The following is a 21,532-nucleotide window of genomic DNA, read 5'->3' as shown; positions in this document are numbered from 1 at the left end:
TGACGTTGGGTTATCGCCAAGCTAGAGGCGCGCCCTCCCCGGGGCCAGCGGACTTTCCCCTATGACGTTGCGTCGGCCGGCCGGCGGCAGCCTTTCGCCTAGCGCGGCGCGCGCTTGGCGAGGATGCGCTGGAGCGTGCGCCGGTGCATGGAGAGCCGGCGCGCGGTTTCCGAGACGTTGCGGCCGCACAGTTCATACACCCGCTGAATGTGCTCCCAGCGCACGCGGTCGGCCGACATCGGGTTTTCCGGCAGCTGGGGCTTATAGTCGCCCTGCGCGTTCAGCGCGGCGCAGATGTCGTCGGCGTCCGCCGGCTTGGCGAGATAGTCGACGGCGCCGATCTTCACCGCGTTCACCGCGGTGGCGATGTTGCCATAGCCGGTGAGGATGATGCCGCGCGCCTCCGGGCGGCGGCGCTTGAGGGCGGAAATGACATCGAGCCCGTTGCCATCCCCCAGACGCATGTCGACCACCGCATAGGCCGGGGCGCCGCCCTCGACGCTGGCAAGGCCGTCGGCCACGGTTTCCGCCGTCGTCACCATGAAGCCTCGCGTCTCCATCGCCCGGGCGAGACGCTGCAGGAACGGCCGGTCATCATCGACGATCAGCAGCGTGCGATCCTGTGGTTCCGTGGTGGTATCGAGCATTTCACGCTTTCCCATATGCCGGCTGCACCACCCCGGGCGCGGCTTCGGCCGCCACCGCGCGAAGCACCGCATCGTCGACTTTTGGCGAAGTTTATACTTCCTTGGCGGCGAGAGCAAAATTGTCGCAGCCGGGCCCGTCACGGGTATGCGCGCCGGCCGTCCTGCGGTTCGCGGTCGCCGGAAATGTCGATTACCCGCCGGGACCAGCGCACGCCGACCGAGGCGCCATGCGCGGGCGCCGGACGGTTGACGAAGGACAGCGCCGCGCCGGTGCGCTCCAGCAGCGTCTTGGCGATGAATACCCCGAGGCCGAGGCCCTGCTGACCCTCGTCGGCCTCCGGGTCGGCGCCGCGCTTCCAGCGGCTGCGGCCACGGCTGGTGACATAGGGTGCGCCGATGCTGTCGAGCAGTTCGACGGGAAATCCCGGCCCGTCATCGGTAACGCTGATGGTGACCTCCTCGTCGCTCCAGCTCGCCACGATGTTGACCCGGTCCCGGGCGAAGTCGACGGCGTTCTCGACGATGTTTCCCAGCCCGTACAGCAGGCCGGGATTGCGGGCGATGATCGGCTCGTCGGGCGCGCCGGTCGGCATGGTCACGGCGATGGCGATGCCGAAATTGCGGTGCGGCGCCACCACATCCTCCAGAAGATGCGAGATCGGCATGCGGTCGAATGGCGCCTCGCTGGCATCGAGCGTGGTGAGGGTGCGCAGAATGGCGCGGCAGCGCTCGGCCTGCTCGCTCACCAGCCGGATGTCGTCGCTCATCGGGTTGTCCGCCGGCAGCCCCCGCGCGAGTTCCTTCGCCACCACCGTGATGGTGGCGAGCGGCGTGCCCAGTTCATGCGCCGCCGCCGCGGCAAGGCCGTCCAGCGCCGACAGATGCTGCTCGCGCGCCAGCACCAGCTCGGTCGCCGCCAGCGCCTCGGAGAGTTCGCGCGTCTCCTCCGCCACCCGCCAGGCGTGCACGCCGATGAAGGCGATGGCGATGGCCAGTGCCAGCCAGATACCGAGCAGATAGAGCGTCGGCAGTTCCGGCGGGTGGCCGAGCGTGCCGCCATTGCCCCAGGGCAGCGGCATCTGCCAGAATCCGACCAGCGCCGCGCATACCGCCGCCAGGAAACCAAGCAGAATGGTGGTTCGCGGCGACAGCGCCGTCGCCGAGATCAGCACCGGGGCGAGGAAGAGCAGCGCAAACGGATTGGCGAGACCGCCGGTGAGGAACAGGAGCGCGGCAAGCTGCAGAATGTCGTAGGCGAGCAGCCACGCCGCCTCCACATCCGACAGCCGCCGCGCGCCGGGATTGCGCAGCCGAAGCGCCAGATTGAGCCAGGCGGACAGGGCGACCACCGCGAGACAGGCGCCGATCGGCAGGGAAAAGCCGAGCAGCCACTGGACCACCACGATGGCCATCGTCTGGCCCGAAATCGCCAGCCAGCGCAGGCGGATGAGCGTGTCGAGCCGCAGGCCGAAGAAGCGTTCGCCGATGGGATGGTCGAGGGAAAGCGACATGGAAGGGCCCCTGCGCGCCGCCTCAACGACGACGCTTTGCCCTCTATAGCGCCGGAGACCGGCGGAGCGCGAGGGCGGGCCCCGCGTTGACGGCAGCGAGAAAGAGCTTATCTGTGCTGCAATGCACAAGAACGGCCCGAACGGGGCGAACGGGACAAGGAGGCTTTCATGGCGATCGGCGTTTTCGGCGACGTGCCCGACGCGGCAGTCGCGGGACAGGCACCTGAGGCGACGCTTGAAGCGGCTTCCGCGCTTGCCCGGCCGATGTACTGGATGTTCGAACTCGGCCATGCCGCGCTCGATCCGCTGCGCGTCATGGCCGATGCCGGCCGGCTGTTCTATCGCAATCCGGCCAATCCGCTCGCCCATACCGAGTTCGGCAAGACCATGTCGGCCTCGTTCGAGATGTTTGAGCGCACCACCCGGCGCTATGGCAAGCCGGAATGGGGTATCACCGAGACCTCGGTCGGCGGGGTCAATGTGCCGGTCGAGATCGAGACGGTGTGGGAGCGGCCGTTCTGCCGGCTGCTGCATTTCCGGCGTGACTTCGCGCAGAAGCCGCGCCGGCCGCAGCCGCGCATGGTGATCGTCGCGCCGCTGTCAGGGCACTATGCCACGCTGCTGCGCGGCACGGTGCAGACGTTGCTGCCGAACCACGATCTCTACATCACCGACTGGGTGGACGCGCGCAACGTGCCGATGGCCGAGGGCGCGTTCGACCTCGACGACTATATCGACTACGTGATCGAGATTTTCCGCCATCTCGGCGGCGGCATGCATGCGCTGGCGGTGTGCCAGCCGGCGGTGCCGGTGCTCGCTGCCGTGGCGCGCATGGAGGAGATGGGCGATCCCAGCGTGCCCGCCTCCATGGTGCTGATGGGGGGCCCGGTGGACACCCGCGAAAGCCCCACGGCGGTGAACCATTTCGCCAAGGACCGCGGCATCGACTGGTTCGCCCGCAATGTCATCACCACCGTGCCGTGGCCGAATGCCGGGGTCATGCGCCAAGTCTATCCCGGCTTCCTGCAATTGCACGGCTTCATGGCGATGAATCTGGAGCGCCATCTGCGCGCCCATGCCGACATGTTCGGCCATCTGGTGAAGGGCGACGGCGATTCCGCCGCCAAGCACCGCGAATTCTACGACGAGTATCTCTCCGTCATGGATCTGCCGGCGGAGTACTACCTGCAGACGCTGCAGACCGTGTTCATCGACCACGCCCTGCCGAGGGGCCTGATGACCCATCGCGGCGAGAAGGTGGACCCCTCGAAGATCCGCAATGTCGCGCTGCTCACCGTCGAGGGCGAGAATGACGACATTTCCGGTGTCGGCCAGACCCGCGCCGCCCAGACGCTGTGCTCGGGCCTGCCCGACGACATGAAGGCGCACTACCTGCAGCCCACGGTCGGCCATTACGGCGTGTTCAACGGCTCGCGCTTCCGCTCCGAGATCGCGCCGCGCATTGCCGACTTCGTGCTCTCGCACAACTGGCCGAAGAAGGGCCACAACCAGCCTGACTGACGGCGGGGGCTTGCTCCTCCCCGCCGCCCATTTCCGGCGGCCGCTCAATGGGCGCGGGCGAACATCTCGTTGAACGAATAGCCGGAGCCGCGCACGGTGCGGATCGGGTCAGGCTGGCGCGGCCGGTTGAGCGCCTTGCGCAGGCGCCCGACATGCACGTCGACGGTCCGCTCGTCGATATAGACGTCCTGCCCCCACACGCCGTCGAGCAGTTGCTCGCGCGAATAGACGCGGCCCGGCGACTGCATGAGGAATTCCAGCAGCCGGAACTCGGTCGGCCCGAGATGCAGTTCGCGGCCGGCGCGGTGCACGCGCTTGGTCTCGCGATCGAGCTCGATGTCACCGGCGCGTAGCAGGGTGGAGATATGTTCCGGCTTGGCCCGGCGCAGCAGCGCGCGCACCCGGGCGACGAGTTCCGGCACCGAGAACGGCTTCACCACATAGTCGTCCGCGCCGGTGGCGAGCCCGCGCACGCGCTCGGTCTCCTCGCCGCGGGCGGTGAGCATGAGGATTGGCATGCGCTCGGTGTCGGGCCGGGCGCGCAGCCGCCGGCACAGCTCGATGCCGGAGAGGCCCGGAAGCATCCAGTCGAGGATGAGAAGGTCCGGCACGCTCTCGCGCAGCCGGGTCTCGGCCTCGTCGCCCCGCCCGACGCTCTCGACCGAGTAGCCCTCGGATTCGAGATTGTAGCGGAGCAGGAGGGTGAGGGGCTCCTCATCCTCCACGATCAGTATATTGGTCGCCATGGTCGCGTTTCCCGACGTTCGTGCGGTGCCGAGAACCTCAGGCCGGGAACGCCACGCTGGTCAGGCTGCTGGTGTCCTGCTTCGGCCGCTCTTCGGTGAGAAGCTGGCCGGTCACGAGGTAATGGATGGTCTCGGCGATGTTGGTCGCGTGGTCGCCGATGCGCTCGATATTCTTGGCGCAGAACAGCAGGTGGGTGCACAGCGAGATGTTGCGCGGGTCTTCCATCATGTAGGTGAGAAGCTCGCGGAACAGCGAGGTGTACAGCACGTCGACCTCGCCGTCGCGCTGCCAGACTTCGAGCGCGCGGGCCTCGTCGCGGGTGGCATAGGCGTCGAGCACCACCTTGAGCTGCTCAAGCACGATGTTGGACATGTGCTCCACGCCGCGCACCAGCTTCTGCGGGTGGAACTCGCCGGTGAGGGCGAGGACTCGCTTGGCGGTGTTCTTGGCGAGGTCGCCGATCCGCTCCAGATCATTGGCGATGCGCATGGCGGCCACGATCTCGCGCAGGTCGCCGGCGAGCGGCTGGCGGCGGGCGATGATGAGCACCGCCTTTTCCTCGATTTCCCGCTGCAGCAGGTCGACCGGCCCGTCGAGCACGATCACCTTCTGGGCAAGCTCGGTGTCGCGCTTGACCAGCGCATGGACGGAATCGGCGACGAGACGCTCGGACTGACCGCCCATCTCGACCACGCTGCGGCCAAGTTCCTTCAGGTCGGTGTCGAACGACGAGACGATATGTTCGGTCATTGGGGTGGCCTCTCTCGTCGCGGGCTCAGCCGAAGCGACCGGTGATGTAGTCGCGGGTGCGGGCTTCGCGCGGATTGGTGAAGATCTCGTTCGACGCGGCGACCTCGATCAGCTCGCCGAGATAGAAGAAGGAGGTGATGTCGGCGCAGCGCGCCGCCTGCTGCATGTTGTGCGTCACGATGACGATGGTGAATTCCTGCTTCAGCTCGTCGATCAGGTCCTCGATCTTCGAGGTCGAGATCGGATCGAGCGCCGAGGTGGGCTCGTCGAGCAGGATCACCTCGGGCCGCACCGCGATGGTGCGGGCGATACACAGACGCTGCTGCTGGCCACCCGACATGCCGAGCGCCGAGGTGTGCAGGCGGTCCTTGGTTTCTTCCCAGATCGCCGCCTTGCGCAGGCACCACTCGACCCGCTCGTCCATCTGCGCCTTGGACAGGCGCTCGTGCAGCTTCACGCCGAAGGCGATGTTGTCGTAGATCGACATCGGGAACGGCGTCGGCTTCTGGAACACCATGCCGATGCGCGAGCGCACCACCGTGGAATCCAGGTCCTTGCTCAGCAGGTCGGCGCCGTCGAACAGGATCTTCCCTTCCGCGCGCTGGCCCGGATAGAGCTGGTACATGCGGTTGAAGATGCGCAGCAGGGTGGACTTGCCGCAGCCCGACGGCCCGATCATCGCGGTAACGCGCTTCTCCGGGATATCGAAGTTGATGTTCTTCAGCGCGTGATTGTCGCCATAGTAGAAGTTGAGCTTCTCGACCTTGAGCTTGGATTCGGCCGAGGGCGCGGTGGCGCGGTTGACGGCGGAGGCGATGTCGATCGACGTTTCAGGTGCGAAGTTCATTGTCCGTCTCACTTCATCTTCGCCAGGACGAGGCGGGAAAGGATGTTCAGGGTCAGAACCCCGACGGTGATGATGAGGGCGCCCGCCCAGGCCAGGGCGACCCAGTCCTCGAACGGGCTGGCCGCGTATTGATAGATCGCGATGGGCAGGCTTGCCATGGGCGCATCGAGGCTGAGCGACCAGCCATTATTACCGAGCGAGGTGAACAGCAGCGGCGCGGTCTCGCCGGCGGCGCGGGCGATGGCCAGCAGGATGCCGGTGACGATGCCCGCGCGCGCCGCTCTCCAGGTGATGAAGGTGACCACCTTCCACTGCGGGGCGCCGAGCGCGAACGCCGCCTCGCGCAGCCCGATCGGCACCAGGTTGAGCATATCCTCGGTCGTGCGCACCACCACCGGGATGATGATGATGGCGAGCGCTATCGCGCCGGCCCAGCCCGAGAAGCCGCCGAAGGGGACGACCAGGAGCTGGTAGACGAACAGGCCGATCAGGATCGACGGGGCGGAGAGCAGCACGTCGTTGACGAAGCGCACCGCGTTGCCGATCTGGGTGTTGCGCCCGTTCTCGGCCAGGAAGGTGCCGCACATCAGGCCGATCGGCGTACCGATGATGAGCGCGACGATGATCTGGATCAGCGAGCCGACGATGGCGTTGAGCAGGCCGCCCCCGGCGCCGGGCGGCGCCGTGATCTGGGTGAAGACGTGCGGACCGAGCGCGGGCAGGCCGCGCGCCACCAGGGTCCACAGGATCCAGGCGAGCAGAACGAGAGACAGCGCGGCGAAGCCGACGCTGATGGCCTTGACGGCGTAGTCGGTCGCGCGGCGGCGGGCGAGGGATGCCATGTGTGTCTCCACTCAGCCCTTGAGCCGGGACCGGACGAGCAGGCGCGAGAGCGCAAGCACGATGAACGAAATCACGAACAGAATGAAGCCGAGTTCGAGCAGCGCCTGCAGCTTCAGCGAGCCGGTGGAGGCCTCGGGGAACTCGTTGGCGATGGTCGAGGCGATGGTGGCGCCCGGCGCGAACAGCGAGGCCGACATGCGGGTGGCATTGCCGATGACGAAGGTCACGGCCATCGTTTCACCCAGCGCGCGGCCGAGGCCGAGCATCACCGCGCCGACCATGGCGGTGCGTCCATAGGGCACCGAGACGTTGCGATAGACCTCATAGGTCGTGGCGCCGACGCCGTAGGCGGATTCCTTGATCATCGGCGGCACCGATTCCAGCACCTCGACGAACATCGCGGTGATGAACGGCAGGATCATGATTGCCATGATCAGGCCGGCGGTGAGCATGCCGGCGCCCAGCGGCGGGCCCTGGAACAGCGCGCCGATCACCGGCAGCGGGCCCAGCCAGTCGATCAACGGCGGCTGCACATAGGCGGCCATCAGCGGAACGACGATGAAGAAGCCCCACATGCCGTAAATGATGGAGGGGATCGCGGCGAGCAGCTGGATCGCCACGCCGATGGGCCGGCGCAGCGGCCCCGGGGCGATCTCGGTCAGGAAGAAGGCTATGCCGAAGGACAGCGGCAGGGCGATGATGACCGCGATGACGGCGCTGAACAGGGTGCCGAACACCATGACGCCGGCGCCGAAAACCTCGGTAACCGGATTCCAGGTCGTCGACCAGACGAACGATATGCCGAATTCGCGGAGCGCCGGAAGGCCGCCCTCAAACAGCATGGCGATGATGAGGCCGAGCAGCAACAGCACGAGAATGCCGCTGGCCCAGAGAATGCCGACAAAGACGGGGTCACTGACCCGACCCGTCGGCTTGTGCGCGGCGATCAGGTCGGGGCCCGCCTGCCTTCCGCTGAGAGTGGCGTCCATGTCGTTTGATCCTTAGAGCGCCTTGTCTCCCGGAAGCCGCATTCGGCCTGAGGGGCGGCGTGCTGTGACGGAACGTGGGCGTCGCGGGCGAGGGAAGTCGGAGGTTCCCGCCAAAATACAATCCGCCGGGGCGGGCGAGAAGGGGGCGGCCATGGCGGCCGCCCCCTTCCGTATTCAAGTCGGGATCAGTTGGTCCAGACGGCCTTGCCGTCGACCTTGACCTCGTCGGCCCAGGCCTTCTTGATCTCGGCGACCACCGAGTCGGGCAGCGGGATGTAGTGCAGCTTCTCGGCGATGGCGTCGCCTTCGGCGCTGTAGGCCCAGTCGAAGAACTTGATGGCAGCGGCCGACTGCTCGGCGCTGGTCGGGTTCTTCGGCAGCAGGATGTAGGTGGCCGAGGTGATCGGCCAGGCGCCTTCGCCGGCGGTGTCGATCATCGAGGCGGCGAAGTTCTTCGCACCCTTCCAGTCGGCGGCGGCAGCCGCTTCCATGAAGGTCTCGGTGCCGGGCTTCACGACCTTGCCGGCCTTGTTCACGAGGTCGGTGGTGGCGAGCTTGTTGGCGGCGGCGTAGATGAACTCGACGTAGCCGATGGCACCCTTGGTGTTCTTCACGGTGCCGGCAACGCCTTCATTGCCCTTGGCGCCCGCGCCAGCCGGCCACTGCACGGAGGTCGCGGCGCCGACGCCCGACTTCCAGTCAGCGCTGGCCGACGACAGGTAGGAGGTGAACACGAAGGAGGTGCCCGACGAGTCCGAACGGTAGACCGGCACGATGGCGAGGTCAGGGAGCTTCGCGTCCTTGTTCAGGGCGACGATCTTCGGGTCGTTCCACTTGGTGATCTTGCCCTGGTAGATGTCGGCAATGATGGCGCCGTTGAGGGTCAGCGCGTGGTCTTCACCGAGGTTCACGATGGCGACCACCGAGCCGATCACGGTCGGGAACTGCAGCAGGTTGGCGGATTCCAGCTTGTCGTCCTTCATCGGCGCATCGGAGGCGCCGAAATCGACGGTGCGGTTGACGATCTGGTTCTGGCCACCGCCCGAACCGATCGACTGATAGTTGAGACCGGTGCCGGTCTTCTCCTTATAGGCGGCAGCCCACGCCTGATACACCGGGGCCGGGAAAGACGCACCGGCGCCATTGATGTCGGCGGCGAAAGTGGCGCCCGAGAACATGGTGCCGAAGGACAGCGCCGCAGCGCCAAGCAGATGGGTGAATTTCAAGGGTCTTCTCCTTAGGTCGGGAGATCGGCGCATCACGGATGACGTACCCGGACACGCGATTGGCCGAAGGGCGGTTTCAAGGTTCACAGGGAACTCATACCCCTTGGGCACCAAGGTTCTATGACCTTCCAGTGACGCCTTGATGACACACCAAACATCTGATCAAACAGGTTTTTTCTTCTGTTCAACTGGCCCGCTGGGAAGCCGTACCGAGAATGTCGAACCGGTGCCGGGCACGCTTTCAATCCCTAGCTTGCCGCGGTGCCGGGCGACGATGTGCTTGACGATGGCGAGCCCGAGCCCGGTGCCGCCCTGTTCGCGCGAATGGGCGGTGTCGACGCGGTAGAAGCGCTCGGTCAGGCGCGGCACATGCTCGGGCGCGATGCCCGGCCCGTGGTCGCGTACCGTCACGAGGGCATCCGTCCGCTCGCGCAGGATGGTGATCTCGACGCGCCCGCCGCTGCCGCCATATTTCAGCGCGTTCTCGACCAGGTTCTCGAATACCCGGATCAGTTCGTCGCGGTCGCCGCGCACTTCCACGGCCCCGGCCGGATGCTCGAACACGATCTCCACGTCGCGCTCGCGGCCGAGCGGCGCCAGGGCGTCGCGCACATGGCTGACGACGGCGACGAGGTCGACCGCCGCCTCGGGGCGCAGATGCGCGTTGAGCTCGATGCGCGAGAGCGAGAGCAGGTCGTCGATCAGCCGCGACATCCGCCGGGCCTGCTCGCCCATGATCTTGAGGAAGCGCTCGCGCGCATTGGCGTCGTTGCGGGCCGGGCCCTGCAGGGTCTCGATGAAGCCGGACAGCGAGGCGAGCGGCGTGCGCAGCTCATGGCTGGCATTGGCGACGAAGTCGACCCGCATCTGCTCGACCCGGCGCTGCGGAGTGAGGTCGATGAAGCTCAGCAGCACCGCCTCGGTCCGCGCGCCCTCCCGCAGCAGCCCGGCACGGATCGGCACGATGTCGGCCCTGAGCCAGCGGTCGATCGGCACCCGCTCGGCGAATTCGATCCGGCGTGCGCTGCCATCGGCCACCGCGGCGCGTAGCGCCTCCAGCACCTCCGGCACGCGCACGGCGAAGGAGACCGGATCCCCCACCCGGACGCTGGCGAGAAGGCCGACCGCGCCGCCATTCGCCGCCAGGACGGTGCCACGCGCGTCGAGCAGCAGCGCCGCCTCGGGAAGCGCGCGCACCAGCGCGGGCAGCCGCTCCTCGGCTCTCGCCACCGGCTTTGGCTCACCACCGAAACGGGCAAGGGCCTCGGCGACCGGGCGCCGGCGGACCGGCAGCAGCGCCCCGGCCGCGACGAGGGCTCCGATCACGAACGCCGAGCCCGGCGCGAGCGTGCCCACCCAGGCCGCGCCGCCCAGCCCCAGCGCGGCGGCGGCAAGGATCCAGCGCGCGCCGGCCAGACGCTCACGCAGTGTATCTTCCGCCACTTGGCGCGGCTCACTCAGGGCCATTCCACACTTCCTGCCCGACGTTTCTTGTACGACGTTTCCCGCACCGCTTTGCAAGCGTGCCGATCTTGACTGATATGCTCTTCACGGGGATCGGCCGGAGCCGAATCGTTTCGGCGGCCGAACCTGCGCGCGGCCGGCACGTTGCCTTCTTATGTTATAGTTGAAAGGCTTCCATATGACGAAGAAGCCCACGGCATCTTCGCCTTTCCCGAAGGGGAAGGCCGCCGGATCCAAAATCGCCGCCGCCGGGCCCGGACCGAGCCGTCGCGATGTCGAACTTTCCGCCGCCATCGCCGCATTTTCGGTCGAGGCGCCGGTGCTTTCCCCGCTGATCGCGGCGCGGGCCTATGGCAGCGGGTTCTATCCCTACAGCGACCGGCCCAAGCGCAAGACCTACCAGAAGCAGTTGCGGGACCTGCAGATCGAGCTGCTGAAACTGCAGGAATGGGTCAAGGCGCAGCATGAGCGGGTGGTGATTGTCTTCGAGGGGCGCGACGCCGCCGGCAAGGGCGGCACCATCCACCGCCTGGTGCAGCACCTCAACCCGCGTTTCGTGCGGGTGGTCGCCCTCGACAAGCCGACCGATGCGGAAGCCGGGCAATGGTATTTCCAGCGCTATACCGCGCACCTGCCGCTGCGGGGCGAAATCGCGATCTTCGACCGCTCCTGGTACAATCGCGCCGTCATCGAGCCTGTCATGGGGTTCTGCACGCCGGCGCAGACGGCGCATTTCCTCACCCAGGTGCCCACTTTCGAGAAGATGCTGGTGGATGACGGCATTCGCCTGTTCAAGATCTGGCTCGACATCGGGCGCGAGATGCAACTGATGCGGCTGCATGAGCGCCACAAGGATCCGCTGAAGCGCTGGAAGCTGTCGCCGGTCGATCTCGCCGCCCCGGCCCGCTGGGAACCCATCTCCGCCGCCCGCGACGCGATGATCGAGGCGAGCCAGTCGCCGGTTCCCTGGTCGGTGGTTCTGGCCAATGACAAAATGAGGGCGCGGCTGGGCGTCATACGCCAAATCCTGGCCCAAATCCCGTATGAGAGCAGGGATGATGGAATCGTCGGTGTTCCCGATCCCGCCATCGTTCTCGATGGGCGTACCTATCTGGGACGCCGCCTCGCCTGACGAATGCTTGAAGGGGCCCTGATGCGCCGCTACCGGATCGCCTGCTGGATGCTTGGCATCGGAATGTCGCTCGGCATCGCCCGGGTCGCCGCCGAACCCATGCCCGCGCCCGGCGTCGACTACCGCGCCCGGGCCCGGGCGCCGCAGGGCGTCGAGATGAGCGTGGCGCACCATGAGGGGCGCCTGCGCATGGAGATCGACAGCGACAATCTGTCCAATGGCATGGTCAGCCTGATCGACCTTGGCCGGCATGACATGATCGTGCTGATGGACATGCCCGGCATGGACCGTATCGCCGTCGAAATGGACCTGCCGCCGGGCTTTTCCTATTCCGACGCCAACCGCCAGGGCATCCGCGCCGGCACCGGCGAAGTGCTGGGGGAGGCGTGCGAGCTGTGGCGGTTCGAGACCAAGGCGCTTGCCCAGCCGGTCGAGAGCTGCATCACCGCCGACGGTATCGTGCTCAAGACCTCGACCTCGGTCGACGGCAAGCCGCTGGTGCTGTTCGAGGTGCTCGAACTGGAGCGCGCACCGCAGGACCCGGCCCGATTCGTGCTACCGAAGGGCGTGAAGGTCCGCCGGCTGCCGTCCAGCATGCGCAGCCTGCTGCCCGATCTCGTCCGCTAGAAATCGCGCGGTTCAATCGGATCGGTTCAAAAGGCCGACTCCGGCCAGAGCCCTTTCCGATCAGATGGAGTCACCTGATCGGAAAGGGCTCTGTAATCAATAAGCTGGAGCATTTTCGCGTCGCGAAAGTCTGTCAACTTTCGCGGAAAATGCTCTAGCCGGCGGCGCGGCGTCGTTCGGGCTTGGGGGCCGCTTCCGGCGTCGCCTCTGCGTCCGGCTCGATCACCGGGGCTGCCGCCAGCGGATCGGGCGAGACGCCTCTGGCCGCCGCCAGCCGGCGCCGGCTCATCGTCAGTTCGCGCGCACCCATGATGACGAGCGCGATGGCGAAGGGCGTCACGTAATAGAGCAGGCGCAGCAGCAGCAGCGCGCCCAGCAGCGGCTCGGTCTCGAATTGCGGCAGCGCCACCAGCATCGCCGCATCGAACACGCCAAGACCGCCCGGCGCATGGCTGGCGAAGCCGAGCAGCGTCGCCGAGATGAACACCACACCGAGCGCGATCGGGTCGATGAAGGGCTGCTGCGGCATCAGCACATACATGGCGGCGGCGCAGAAGGAGAGATCGATGATGCCGATCACGATCTGCAGGAAGGTGAGCTTGGAGCCCGGCAGCGTGACCGTCCAGTGCCCCTGGCCGACGCCGATGCGGCGTGGCTTGAGGCCGACCCAGACGACATAGGCGGCAAGGCCGGCGAGCAGCGCGATGCCGATCAGCCGGTTCACCCAGGGCGGCAGATGGTCGACCGCGCTGGCGGCCCAGGGCTCGACGGTGATGCCGAGGCCGAGAATGGCGATGTTGCCGAGCCAGAAGGTGAGCCCGGTAACGAAGCAGAGCTTGGCGACATCCACCGCGCCGAGCCCGTGCGCGGAATAGATGCGGTAGCGCACCGTGCCGCCGGTGAAGGCGGAGAAGCCGATGTTGTGGCCGATGGAATAGGAGGTGAAGGAGGCCAGAGCCGCGACCCGGTAGGGCACATGCGGCTTGCCGATGGTGCGCAGCGCGAACCAGTCATAGAAGGTCAGGGTGAAATAGGCGCCGGCCACGAACAGCGCCGCCAGCCCGATGCGCCAGGGGTCGGTGCCCGAGATCGCCTCCAGCACCTCGCGCGGACGGATGTTGCGCAGCATCTCGTAGAGGACGAAAACGGCGATGCCGATGATGACCAGGCTCGCGAGCAGACCGAGCGTGTGCCAGCCGAGCCGCGCGCGCAGCCAGCCGGGGATCAGCTTCAGTCCCTTCATCGTGTGCCCGTCCTCCCTGTCGTGCCCGTCTGTCCGGCAGCCCTAGCAGACCCGGCGGGCTTGCGAAATACGTTCGGCGACCCGGCACAGCATTAACGCGCGCCGATCTTCTGGCGTCACATGGCGGCGCCGGCGTGACGAAGCGATGACGCTGGCGCGGCTATGAATCCACCCGGCGCTCAGAGCCGCACCGGATAGCCGATCTCGATGGTGCGCGGGCGCGGCAGGCCGAAGCGGTCGACCGAGCGTTCGGCATTGCGCGCCAGAAAGGCGAAGACATGGGACAGCAGGTCGCGCACGCCCAGGATGTCGTCCGGCGGCATCACGCGCTCGTGACCAATGACATAGACCACCTCGTCGGGGTCGATGCCCTGCGCATAGAGCGCGGGCCCCAGCACCGCCGGCACGTCGATCTGCTGCATGTAGCCGAAGCGCACATCGACCCGCAGATGGGCGGAATCGAGCGGCAGCACGCGTACCCGCTCGTCCACCGGCACGCGCGGGCGCGACGCGATCCAGACCGAGACGATGACCGCACGGGCAAACTGCACGTTGAGCAGTTCCGACAGCCGCCCCAGCGCCACCGGCGTCACCGCGCCGCCGCGCGACAGGAAGATGGCGGTGCGCGGGCTCACCGCGCAGCCGGGCGGGCGCCCCTTGGCGACGAAGTCTTCGAGCGGCCCGGTGAAGCGGCGCTGCTGGATGCCCAGCCCTTCGAGACCGCGCCGCCACGATACCATGATCACCAGCACCAGCCCGGCGATGGTGACCGGAAGCCAGCCGCCATCGTGCAGCTTGGTGAGGTTCGCCGCGGCGAAGGACAGGTCGATCACCGCCAGCCCGCAGGCGAGGGCGATCAGCGCCGGCAGCGGCCAGCGCCAGCTGCGGCGCACATAGGCGACGAACAGGATGGTGGTCGACACCATGGCCATCGCCACCGCGATGCCATAGGCCGAGGCCAGCCGGTCGGAAGAGCCGAAGGAGACCACGATGGCGATGCAGGCCAGCATCATGATCCAGTTGAGCCGTCCCACATAGATGTGCTGGTCGTTGCGCTCGCTGGTGTAGCGGATGCGCATCGGCGGCAGGTAGCCAAGTTCGATGGCCTGTTTCGCCAGTGAGAACACGCCGGTGATGATCGCCTGCGAGGCGATGACAGTGGCGCAGGTCGCGAGAATGAGCAGCGGCACCTCGAACATGTCCGGCGCCAGATCGTAGAACGGGTTGCGCACCGTTTCGCGGTGGACGAGGGCGTTGGCGCCCTGGCCGTAATAGTTCAGCAGCAGGGCCGGCATCGCCACCACGAGCCAGGCGCGGGTGATCACCGGCCGGCCGAAATGGCCGAGATCGGCATAGAGCGCCTCGCCGCCGGTGATCGCCAGGAAGGTGGCGCCGAGGATGGCGCCGGCCAGAAGCGGATGGTCGGCGAGAAGCAGGATGCCGTGGCGCGGATCGAGCGCCGCCACCACCTGCGGCGCCTGCACGATGCCGTGGACCCCGAGGGCGGCGAGCGACAGGAACCAGGCCAGCATCACAGGCCCGTAAAAGGCGCCGATCCGCTCGGTGCCGGCCCGCTGGGAAAGGAACACGAGAAGGATCACCAGCACCGTGGCGGCGACGATCCAATGGTCGAGCGCCGGCGCGATGACCTCCAGCCCCTCTATGGCGGACAGCACCGAGATGGCCGGCGTGAGCACGCCGTCGCCGATGAGCATGGCGCCGCCGACGAGGCCCGCGACGAGCAGGAGCAGCCGCTTGCCATTCGCGGAGCGATGGAGATCAAGCAGCGTCACGAGGGCAAGGATGCCGCCCTCCCCGTCATTGTCCGCCCGCAGCACCAGCATGACGTATTTGATGGTGACCGAGAGAATGACCGCCCAGGTGATCAGCGACAGCAGCCCGAGCACGTCGGCGTCGGAAATGCCCGAGCCGCCGACGGCATTGAGTCCTTGCTTGAACGCATAGAGCGGACTGGTGCCGATATCCCCGAACACCACGCCCAGTGCCGCCATCTCGGCGGCGAAAGGGAAGGATCGGCGACTGGCGAGGCGACGTTCAGCCATGGAACCCCCTGGCGTGGCCCGCGCCGTGGCGCGAACGGGCCCGGCCGGTCCATGGAAGGCCCGCCATCACCGCGCGAGGAATGCGGGGGATCAACGAAGAAGAGGCGACGTTACGGAACATGAAGCCGGGTTGGGCCAAAGATGCCGGGGCATCGGGAGCGTGGCAGCAATACTCTGCCGCCGCACCGGCGCCAAGCATTGAGTCCGCAACGCCAATACGCACAGGGGTGGACGCGGCGCCCGCCGGTACCCACCCACGGAAACGTGAAGGAGGGCCGGACGCCCTATGCTCCACACTGTCGAAGATGAGGGAGGGGGATTGGGGGGGCGGATTAATCCCCCTCCCTCGACCAACAGACCTGTGGTGTCCAAAGGCTTGCGGGTTCCTTTCGACCAGATCCGGTGGCGACGTCGGATCAATAACCGGTTCGATCACTACAATCAATAACGACCGAACCGTTCGGTCATTTAGTATACAAATGAACTTGTCGAACAACCCGGGCGTTGCCTATTTGCACGACCCACTCCAGACTACCATCCGTCCTTTGTCGCTGACGCACTGAATCATTAGATATTTCATGGCCTCATTACCGGAATTTGAACATCAGCGCGCGGGGCGCCATCCGGACGGCGGACGCAACTCCCAGCCCGATTTCACCGGCCCCACGATCGGCAACTCACCCGCCAAGCGGGATCAGATTCTCCGCGGTGCACGGGAGATTTTTCTCGCCTCGGGCTTCGACGGCGCCAGCATGGGCGAGATCGCGCGCGCCGCGGGGGTGTCGAAGGGCACGCTTTATGTCTATTTCGATTCGAAGGAAGACCTGTTCACCGCGCTGGTGACGGATGAATGCAAGCGGACCGCCGAGGCCTGCTTCGAGCTCGACCCCGAAGCCCCCGCCGAGGCCACGTTGCGTGGCCTCTCCTGCCGCTATCTCCACGCCATGCTGGAACCGAGCCATATCCGCACGGTGCGGATGGTGATCGGGGTCACGGAGAAATTGCCGGATATCGGCCGCGCCTATCTTCAGGCCGGGCAGGAAACCGGGGTGCGCCGGCTGTCCGAATGGCTGCGGGTGAAGATCGCGCAGGGCGAGTTCGCCATCGAGGATGTGGAGATGGCCGCCTGGCAGTTCATGCTCGGCTGCCAGGGCAAGTTGATCATGCCGATGATCTTCGGCGACATCACGCTCCCCGACGCCACGATGATCCGCAAGGTCGTCGACCACACCGTCTATTCGTTCATGAGCGCCTTCGCCTGCCCGCCGCGCGAGGCCTGGCTGGCGCCTCAGCCGGCACAATTGCCCGATGGGGCCGATTCCGGCGCCGCGAGCGCGGACAATCCTTCGCGGAACGTCGGGTAGCGCAGCGCGCCACCGAGCAGCGCATGCAGGCGGTCGTTGCGCACCCGCCGGTTGTCGGCCCAGAACGAGCGCGCCATCGCCGACATGCCGCGCGCCGCCTGCTCGAAGCTCTCGCCACGGGGCGCCGGCACGCCGAGCAGCGCCGCCGCGAAGCGCACCGGCGCGCAGGAGGGCGAGGGCTCGTCGTCCACCACATTCACCACGCCGTCGAAGCGCTGCGAGACGGCGGCATGGATGGCGCCGGCGATGTCATCGACATGGATGCGGTTGAACACCTGCCCCTGCCGCTCGATACAGCGGGCGGTGCCGTCCGCCACATCGCGCAGCGCGTTGCGGCCGGGCCCGTAGATGCCGCCGAGCCTCAGCACCGCCACCGGGCGGCCCGAGCGCAGGCCCAGCGCCTGCCACCCGGCCTCCGCCTCGATGCGGCGGCGGGCGCGTGGCGCGGTGGCGGCCAGCGGCGCGGTCTCGTCGATCCATTCCCCGCCGGAATCGCCGTAGACGCCGATGGTGGAGAGATAGACCAGCGGCCCCGCGCCTTCCGCCAATGCGGCGCCGAGCGGACCGAGAAAGGGATCGCCGGCCTCCCCCGGGGGGGCGGAGGCGATGACCACGTCGGCACGGCCGGCGGCCTCGATCAGGCCGGGGGCCGCTTCGCCGTCGAACCGGATCATCTCCATGCCGGAGCGCGGGCCGCCCTCGCGGCCGGTGCCGATGCGGCGGGCGAAGCCATCGCCATGAAGGGCGACGAAGCGCTGGGCGCAGGTGCCGTGCCCCAGGCAGAGCAGGGTTCCGTTCATGGTCTCTCCCCCGCGATGGCAACGCCCGCCTGCCGCCATTCCTCGCGCACCTCCCGATCGGTCTCGTGGCCCTGCGCCTGCGCCAGCCTGGCGAGGGCCGGCGGCTCCAGCAGCCGGGCGAGTGCCCACACCGCCGCGCCGCGCACCAGCGGATCGGCGCCGCCAAGCAACCGCTCGGCCTCGGCGGCGAGGCGCGGTTCGCCCGAATTGCCGATCGCCACCAGCACGTTGCGCAGGAAGCGCGCATGCCCGATGCGCTTCACCGGGCTCTTCGAGAAGCGCGCCCGGAAGGCCGCATCGTCGAGCCGTGCAAGCTCGGCGAGCGCCGGCGCCCGGTTTTCGTCGCGGGCGGCGAGGCGCGCTTCTCGGCCCATCGCGGCGAACTTGTTCCACGGGCAGGCGGCGAGGCAGTCGTCGCAGCCATAGATGCGGTTGCCGATCAACGGGCGCAACTCGCGCGGAATGGCCCCCTTCAGCTCGATGGTGAGGTAGGAGATGCAGCGGCGCGCGTCGATGCGGTAAGGCGCGGGAAAGGCCCCGGTCGGGCAGGCATCGAGACAGGCGCGGCAGGAGCCGCAATGGTCGATTTCGCGCGCGTCCGGCGGCAGGGCGAGGTTGGTGGCGATGGCGCCGAGGAACAGCCAGGAGCCCTTGTCGCGCGAGACCAGATTGGTGTGCTTGCCCTGCCAGCCGAGCCCGGCCGCCTCGGCCAGCGGCTTCTCCATCAGCGGCGCGGTGTCGACGAACACCTTGACCTCGACCGCGCCCAAAGCCCCGGCGCGCGGCACGAAGCGCGAGGCGATGCGCTTCAGCTTGCCCTTGATCAGCTCGTGATAGTCGTCGCCGCGCGCATAGACCGAGATGGCGCCGCGTGCGCGCTCGTCGAGGATGGCGCGGGGGTCCTCGTCCGGCCCGTAATTGAGCCCCAGCAGGAGGATCGAGGCGACGTCCGGCCACATCCGGGCCGGCGCGGCCCGCCGCTCGGCGGTGGCGGGCATCCAGTCCATGTCGCCATGGGCGCCCTCGGCGATCCATTGGTGCAGGCGCGGGCCGGCATGGGGAATGGCGTCGGCGCTCGCGATGCCCATGGCGTCGAAGCCCTCCTCGCGGGCCAGCGCGAACAGATAGTCCTTGGCCGCCTCCGGCGTCAGAAATCCAGATCCGCGTAGCACGGCGCCGGCGGCATGCCCGCCATGGTCAGCGCGAGCAGGGGCCGGAACGCCGGACGCGACTTGATGCGCGCGTACCAGGTCTTCGCTCCCTCGTCCTCGTCCCAGGGCACGTCGCCCAGATAGTCGACGCAGGAAATATGCGCCGCGGCGGCGAGATCGGCATAGCTCATCCGCTCCCCGGCAAGCCAGTTCCGCGCCTTCAGCAGCCAGCCGATATATTGCAGATGATAGCGGATATTGGCCCGCGCCGCGCGGATGATGGCCATGTCCGGCGGGCCGCCGCCAAGCTCGCGCGGCGTGTAGCGCTTGTACACCTTCTCGCGCACCAGCGGCTCGGACACCTCGGCGTGGAACTTGTGGTTGAACCAGGAACTGAGCCGGCGCACCTCGACCCGCTCGCCGATGTGCACCGGCAGCAGACGTCGCGTGCCCAGCGCGCCGCCGCGGGTCTCGTCGAGATATTCGGTGATGGTGTCGATCCCCGGCACCACGAAGCCGTCATCCTCCACCAGCACGGGCGTGACGCCAGCGGGGTCGAGCATGAGGAATTCGGGCCGCCGCTCCCACACCCGTTCTTCTATCAGTTCAGGTTCGACGCCCATCTCGCCGAGAGCGAGACGCACGAGACGCGAATGGGCGCAGAAGGGATGGTGATAGAGCTGCATTTTCCGGGAGGGTCTGGAGGAGCCCTTGGCCAGGCGGCGCCTGAAATCGGTCTAGAAGGGTTCGCGCCTCATCGCAAGCCATCGCGGCGTCAACAAGGCGCGGCGGGCCGCCGGCGGGCGCGAACGCGGCCGCCGATTTCGGGTTATGGTGTCCACAGGGTTAACACCGCAGGGGGGTGGATCATGGAAAGCACGCGGCCGCACGGCATCTTCGTCTGGAACGAGCTGAACAGCCGCGACATCCCCGCCGCCAGGGCCTTCTACGCCGCCACGCTGGGCTGGAGCTTCGAGGCCATGCCCATCGCCGGTGGCACGGACTACTGGATCATCCGCAATGGCGATGCGCGGGTGGGCGGCATCTTCCCGCTGCACGGGCCGGAATTCGACGGCGTGCCGGAGCACTGGCTGTCCTATATCGCGGTCGACGACATCGACGAGCGGTGCGCCCGCGCCCTCACGGCGGGCGGTACCTTGATCCGCGCGCCCTTCGACGTGCCCGACGTCGGCCGGATCGCGATCATTCGTGATTCGCAAGGCGCCGTCGCCGGCTGGATCACGCCGAAAATGTGAGCCGACAAGGCGGCGCGCCCCTCTCCAACGCTCCGATATTGCTCACGATTCGGTCGAGCCGTAACCTGTGTGCCATATATGTGGCGTAACGGGGTTGCGACCGTTGCGTCGGCGCCCGCGCCTCCCTTCATGCCTCTCCCTGGGGAAGAACCACACGATGCAGCTCCACATCCCGACTCCCGCCATTGGCGCCTGCGGCTACTCCCTTCGCGAGGGGAGCCCCGAGTTCGACGATGTGGGAGCCGGGCTCGACGAGGCGGAAGCGCTCGGCGTCGAGGTGGTGGAACTGCCGGCCTATGCCTGGCACCTGATCGTCGACGGACGCATCCTCGAAAGCCGCCTGAAGGATCTGGTCCGGGCGCTCGAAGGCCGCCGGCTCGGCTACACGATACATGGCGCGCTGGCCATCAACCTGATGGACCTGCCCGAGCGCCTGCCGCGCCACGAGAAGGTGCTGGCCGCCAATATCGAGATCGCCGCGGCGGTTGGGGCGCGGCACCTCGTCGTGCACGCCGGCTTCGTGCGCGATCCCGACGACGATCTCGAAGTGGCCTATTCGCGCCAGCGCGACGCGCTCGCCCGGGCCGGCGACCTCGCCGCCGCGCGGGGCGTGACGCTGTGCGTCGAGAACATCTTCCGCTTCATCCATGCCCGCGAGACGGCGTCCCCGGCCAAGCTCGCCGGCGAACTGGCCGCGATCGACCATCCGGCGGTGAAGGCGACGCTCGATGTAAGCCACGCCTATATTCGCTGCACCGACGCGCGGCTCGACCCGATCGCCGAGATGGCGGCGCTGGCGCCCTATGTCGCGCATTTCCACCTGCACGATTCCTTCGGCAGGCCCAATGAGCGCCGCGCTGGCGACCTCTGGTACTACGACCCCGCCGAGGCGGTGGCCTTCGGCGAAGGCGACCTGCACCTGCCGATCGGCTGGGGCGGCATCGACTGGGACAGCGTGGTGCAGACGGTGCGCCCCGCCCCGGGCGCCATCGCCATACTGGAGCTGAACCCCCGCCACTGGCGCGAGCTGAAGGACCAGGTCGAGGTCCTGCGCGTGCTCGCCGGGCGCTTCCGGGCGGAACTCGCGCCGGTGGGCTGAGCCGGTCGCCCACCTGCCCGCAGTGCCGCGCGACGGCGCCTCTCGCCGGCATGTCCGGCAACGCCGCGCCGCCCTGGCCGGGCGTGGTTCGCCGGCGGCGCCGCAATTACGGCCGGGCTGCTTCTTGCGGCGGAAACGGCTGCCCCCTATATCGGCCACGAACGGCGCGAGGAGCGTCGTACCCTATTGTTTGGGGGCCGGTCCGGGGGCGCGGCACATCGAGTCCGTTCCTCTCCGGGTGCTTCAAGAAGG

Annotated in this window: 20 protein-coding genes; 6 read left to right on the top strand and 14 right to left on the bottom strand. The window is 67.7% G+C overall.

The features are described 5' to 3' along the window. Positions 1-98: 98 nt before the first annotated feature. Both KHC23_RS03115 and KHC23_RS03110 read right to left on the bottom strand, forming a co-directional pair. Complete coding sequence (locus KHC23_RS03115; protein ID WP_213369410.1) at positions 99-647, bottom strand: ActR/PrrA/RegA family redox response regulator transcription factor; 549 nt, start codon at positions 645-647, stop codon at positions 99-101. Between the two features lie 137 nt (positions 648-784). Continuing rightward, complete coding sequence (locus KHC23_RS03110) at positions 785-2,158, bottom strand: ActS/PrrB/RegB family redox-sensitive histidine kinase (RefSeq protein ID WP_213369403.1); 1,374 nt, start codon at positions 2,156-2,158, stop codon at positions 785-787. 168 nt (positions 2,159-2,326) lie between these two features. On the opposite strand from KHC23_RS03110, the gene KHC23_RS03105 reads away from it, so the two are divergent. Further along, complete coding sequence (locus tag KHC23_RS03105) at positions 2,327-3,679, top strand: polyhydroxyalkanoate depolymerase (protein WP_213369396.1); 1,353 nt, start codon at positions 2,327-2,329, stop codon at positions 3,677-3,679. 44 nt (positions 3,680-3,723) lie between these two features. Here the strand turns inward: KHC23_RS03105 and phoB are convergent, their stop codons facing one another. From phoB to KHC23_RS03070, 7 genes are all read right to left on the bottom strand, one after another. Beyond that, positions 3,724-4,425: a phosphate regulon transcriptional regulator PhoB gene (gene phoB / locus KHC23_RS03100; protein WP_213369394.1), complete on the bottom strand. Its 702-nt coding sequence runs from the start codon at positions 4,423-4,425 to the stop codon at positions 3,724-3,726. Between the two features lie 37 nt (positions 4,426-4,462). Beyond that, on the bottom strand, positions 4,463-5,176 hold the full coding sequence (gene phoU, locus KHC23_RS03095; RefSeq protein ID WP_213369392.1) for a phosphate signaling complex protein PhoU: 714 nt from the start codon (positions 5,174-5,176) through the stop codon (positions 4,463-4,465). Positions 5,177-5,201: 25 nt separating this feature from the next. Then, entirely contained in the window at positions 5,202-6,023 is an 822-nt protein-coding gene (gene pstB, locus KHC23_RS03090) for a phosphate ABC transporter ATP-binding protein PstB (protein ID WP_213369390.1), read from the bottom strand. Positions 6,024-6,031: 8 nt separating this feature from the next. Continuing rightward, the gene (gene pstA, locus KHC23_RS03085) at positions 6,032-6,865 is read right to left on the bottom strand and encodes a phosphate ABC transporter permease PstA (RefSeq protein WP_213369388.1); all 834 of its coding nucleotides are present in this window, start codon (positions 6,863-6,865) and stop codon (positions 6,032-6,034) included. Positions 6,866-6,877: 12 nt separating this feature from the next. Further along, positions 6,878-7,855 (bottom strand): phosphate ABC transporter permease subunit PstC, encoded by a 978-nt coding sequence (gene pstC, locus KHC23_RS03080; RefSeq protein ID WP_213369386.1) that lies wholly within the window; start codon positions 7,853-7,855, stop codon positions 6,878-6,880. Between the two features lie 185 nt (positions 7,856-8,040). Beyond that, positions 8,041-9,081 (bottom strand): phosphate ABC transporter substrate-binding protein PstS, encoded by a 1,041-nt coding sequence (pstS, locus tag KHC23_RS03075; RefSeq protein WP_213369384.1) that lies wholly within the window; start codon positions 9,079-9,081, stop codon positions 8,041-8,043. A 162-nt stretch (positions 9,082-9,243) separates the two neighbouring features. After that, entirely contained in the window at positions 9,244-10,548 is a 1,305-nt protein-coding gene (locus tag KHC23_RS03070; RefSeq protein ID WP_213369382.1) for an ATP-binding protein, read from the bottom strand. Positions 10,549-10,723: 175 nt separating this feature from the next. Between KHC23_RS03070 and ppk2 the strand changes: the two genes are divergently transcribed. Both ppk2 and KHC23_RS03060 read left to right on the top strand, forming a co-directional pair. Next, positions 10,724-11,677, top strand: coding sequence for a polyphosphate kinase 2 (ppk2, locus tag KHC23_RS03065; protein ID WP_213369381.1), 954 nt, complete (start codon positions 10,724-10,726; stop codon positions 11,675-11,677). Positions 11,678-11,698: 21 nt separating this feature from the next. Beyond that, the gene (locus tag KHC23_RS03060) at positions 11,699-12,304 is read left to right on the top strand and encodes a hypothetical protein (RefSeq protein WP_213369379.1); all 606 of its coding nucleotides are present in this window, start codon (positions 11,699-11,701) and stop codon (positions 12,302-12,304) included. A gap of 154 nt (positions 12,305-12,458) precedes the next feature. On the opposite strand, the gene KHC23_RS03055 is transcribed toward KHC23_RS03060, so the two are convergent. Then, entirely contained in the window at positions 12,459-13,547 is a 1,089-nt protein-coding gene (locus tag KHC23_RS03055; protein WP_213369377.1) for a putative bifunctional lysylphosphatidylglycerol flippase/synthetase, read from the bottom strand. Positions 13,548-13,726: 179 nt separating this feature from the next. Next, positions 13,727-15,610: a potassium transporter Kup gene (locus tag KHC23_RS03050; protein ID WP_246544107.1), complete on the bottom strand. Its 1,884-nt coding sequence runs from the start codon at positions 15,608-15,610 to the stop codon at positions 13,727-13,729. A 578-nt stretch (positions 15,611-16,188) separates the two neighbouring features. Between KHC23_RS03050 and KHC23_RS03045 the strand changes: the two genes are divergently transcribed. Continuing rightward, positions 16,189-16,974 carry a TetR/AcrR family transcriptional regulator gene (locus tag KHC23_RS03045; protein WP_213369375.1) on the top strand — a complete coding sequence of 262 codons (786 nt, stop codon included), beginning with the start codon at positions 16,189-16,191 and terminating at the stop codon, positions 16,972-16,974. Here the strand turns inward: KHC23_RS03045 and KHC23_RS03040 are convergent. Genes KHC23_RS03040 through KHC23_RS03030 form a run of 3 tightly spaced genes read right to left on the bottom strand, consistent with a single transcriptional unit; the run spans position 16,899 to position 19,611 of the window. Next, positions 16,899-17,774: an NAD-dependent epimerase/dehydratase family protein gene (locus tag KHC23_RS03040; RefSeq protein ID WP_213369373.1), complete on the bottom strand. Its 876-nt coding sequence runs from the start codon at positions 17,772-17,774 to the stop codon at positions 16,899-16,901. The genes KHC23_RS03045 and KHC23_RS03040 overlap by 76 nt on opposite strands. Next, positions 17,771-18,946: a tRNA epoxyqueuosine(34) reductase QueG gene (queG, locus tag KHC23_RS03035; protein WP_213369371.1), complete on the bottom strand. Its 1,176-nt coding sequence runs from the start codon at positions 18,944-18,946 to the stop codon at positions 17,771-17,773. Before queG ends, KHC23_RS03040 begins: the two co-directional genes overlap by 4 nt. After that, a complete protein-coding gene (locus KHC23_RS03030; protein WP_213369369.1) occupies positions 18,922-19,611 on the bottom strand; it encodes a glutathione S-transferase family protein in 690 nt (229 codons plus the stop codon). The genes queG and KHC23_RS03030 overlap by 25 nt, the downstream gene beginning before the upstream one ends. Positions 19,612-19,794: 183 nt before the next feature. On the opposite strand from KHC23_RS03030, the gene KHC23_RS03025 reads away from it, so the two are divergent. Together KHC23_RS03025 and KHC23_RS03020 are read left to right on the top strand one after the other, a co-directional pair. Beyond that, a complete protein-coding gene (locus tag KHC23_RS03025; RefSeq protein ID WP_213369367.1) occupies positions 19,795-20,181 on the top strand; it encodes a VOC family protein in 387 nt (128 codons plus the stop codon). 157 nt (positions 20,182-20,338) lie between these two features. Continuing rightward, positions 20,339-21,280 (top strand): sugar phosphate isomerase/epimerase family protein, encoded by a 942-nt coding sequence (locus KHC23_RS03020; RefSeq protein ID WP_213369365.1) that lies wholly within the window; start codon positions 20,339-20,341, stop codon positions 21,278-21,280. Positions 21,281-21,532 lie beyond the last annotated feature (252 nt).

This window comes from Ancylobacter dichloromethanicus (assembly GCF_018390645.1).
In the GTDB taxonomy this organism is placed as follows: domain Bacteria; phylum Pseudomonadota; class Alphaproteobacteria; order Rhizobiales; family Xanthobacteraceae; genus Ancylobacter; species Ancylobacter dichloromethanicus.
Note: the sequence above shows the minus strand (reverse complement) of the source record. Positions and strands in the feature narration are given on the sequence as shown.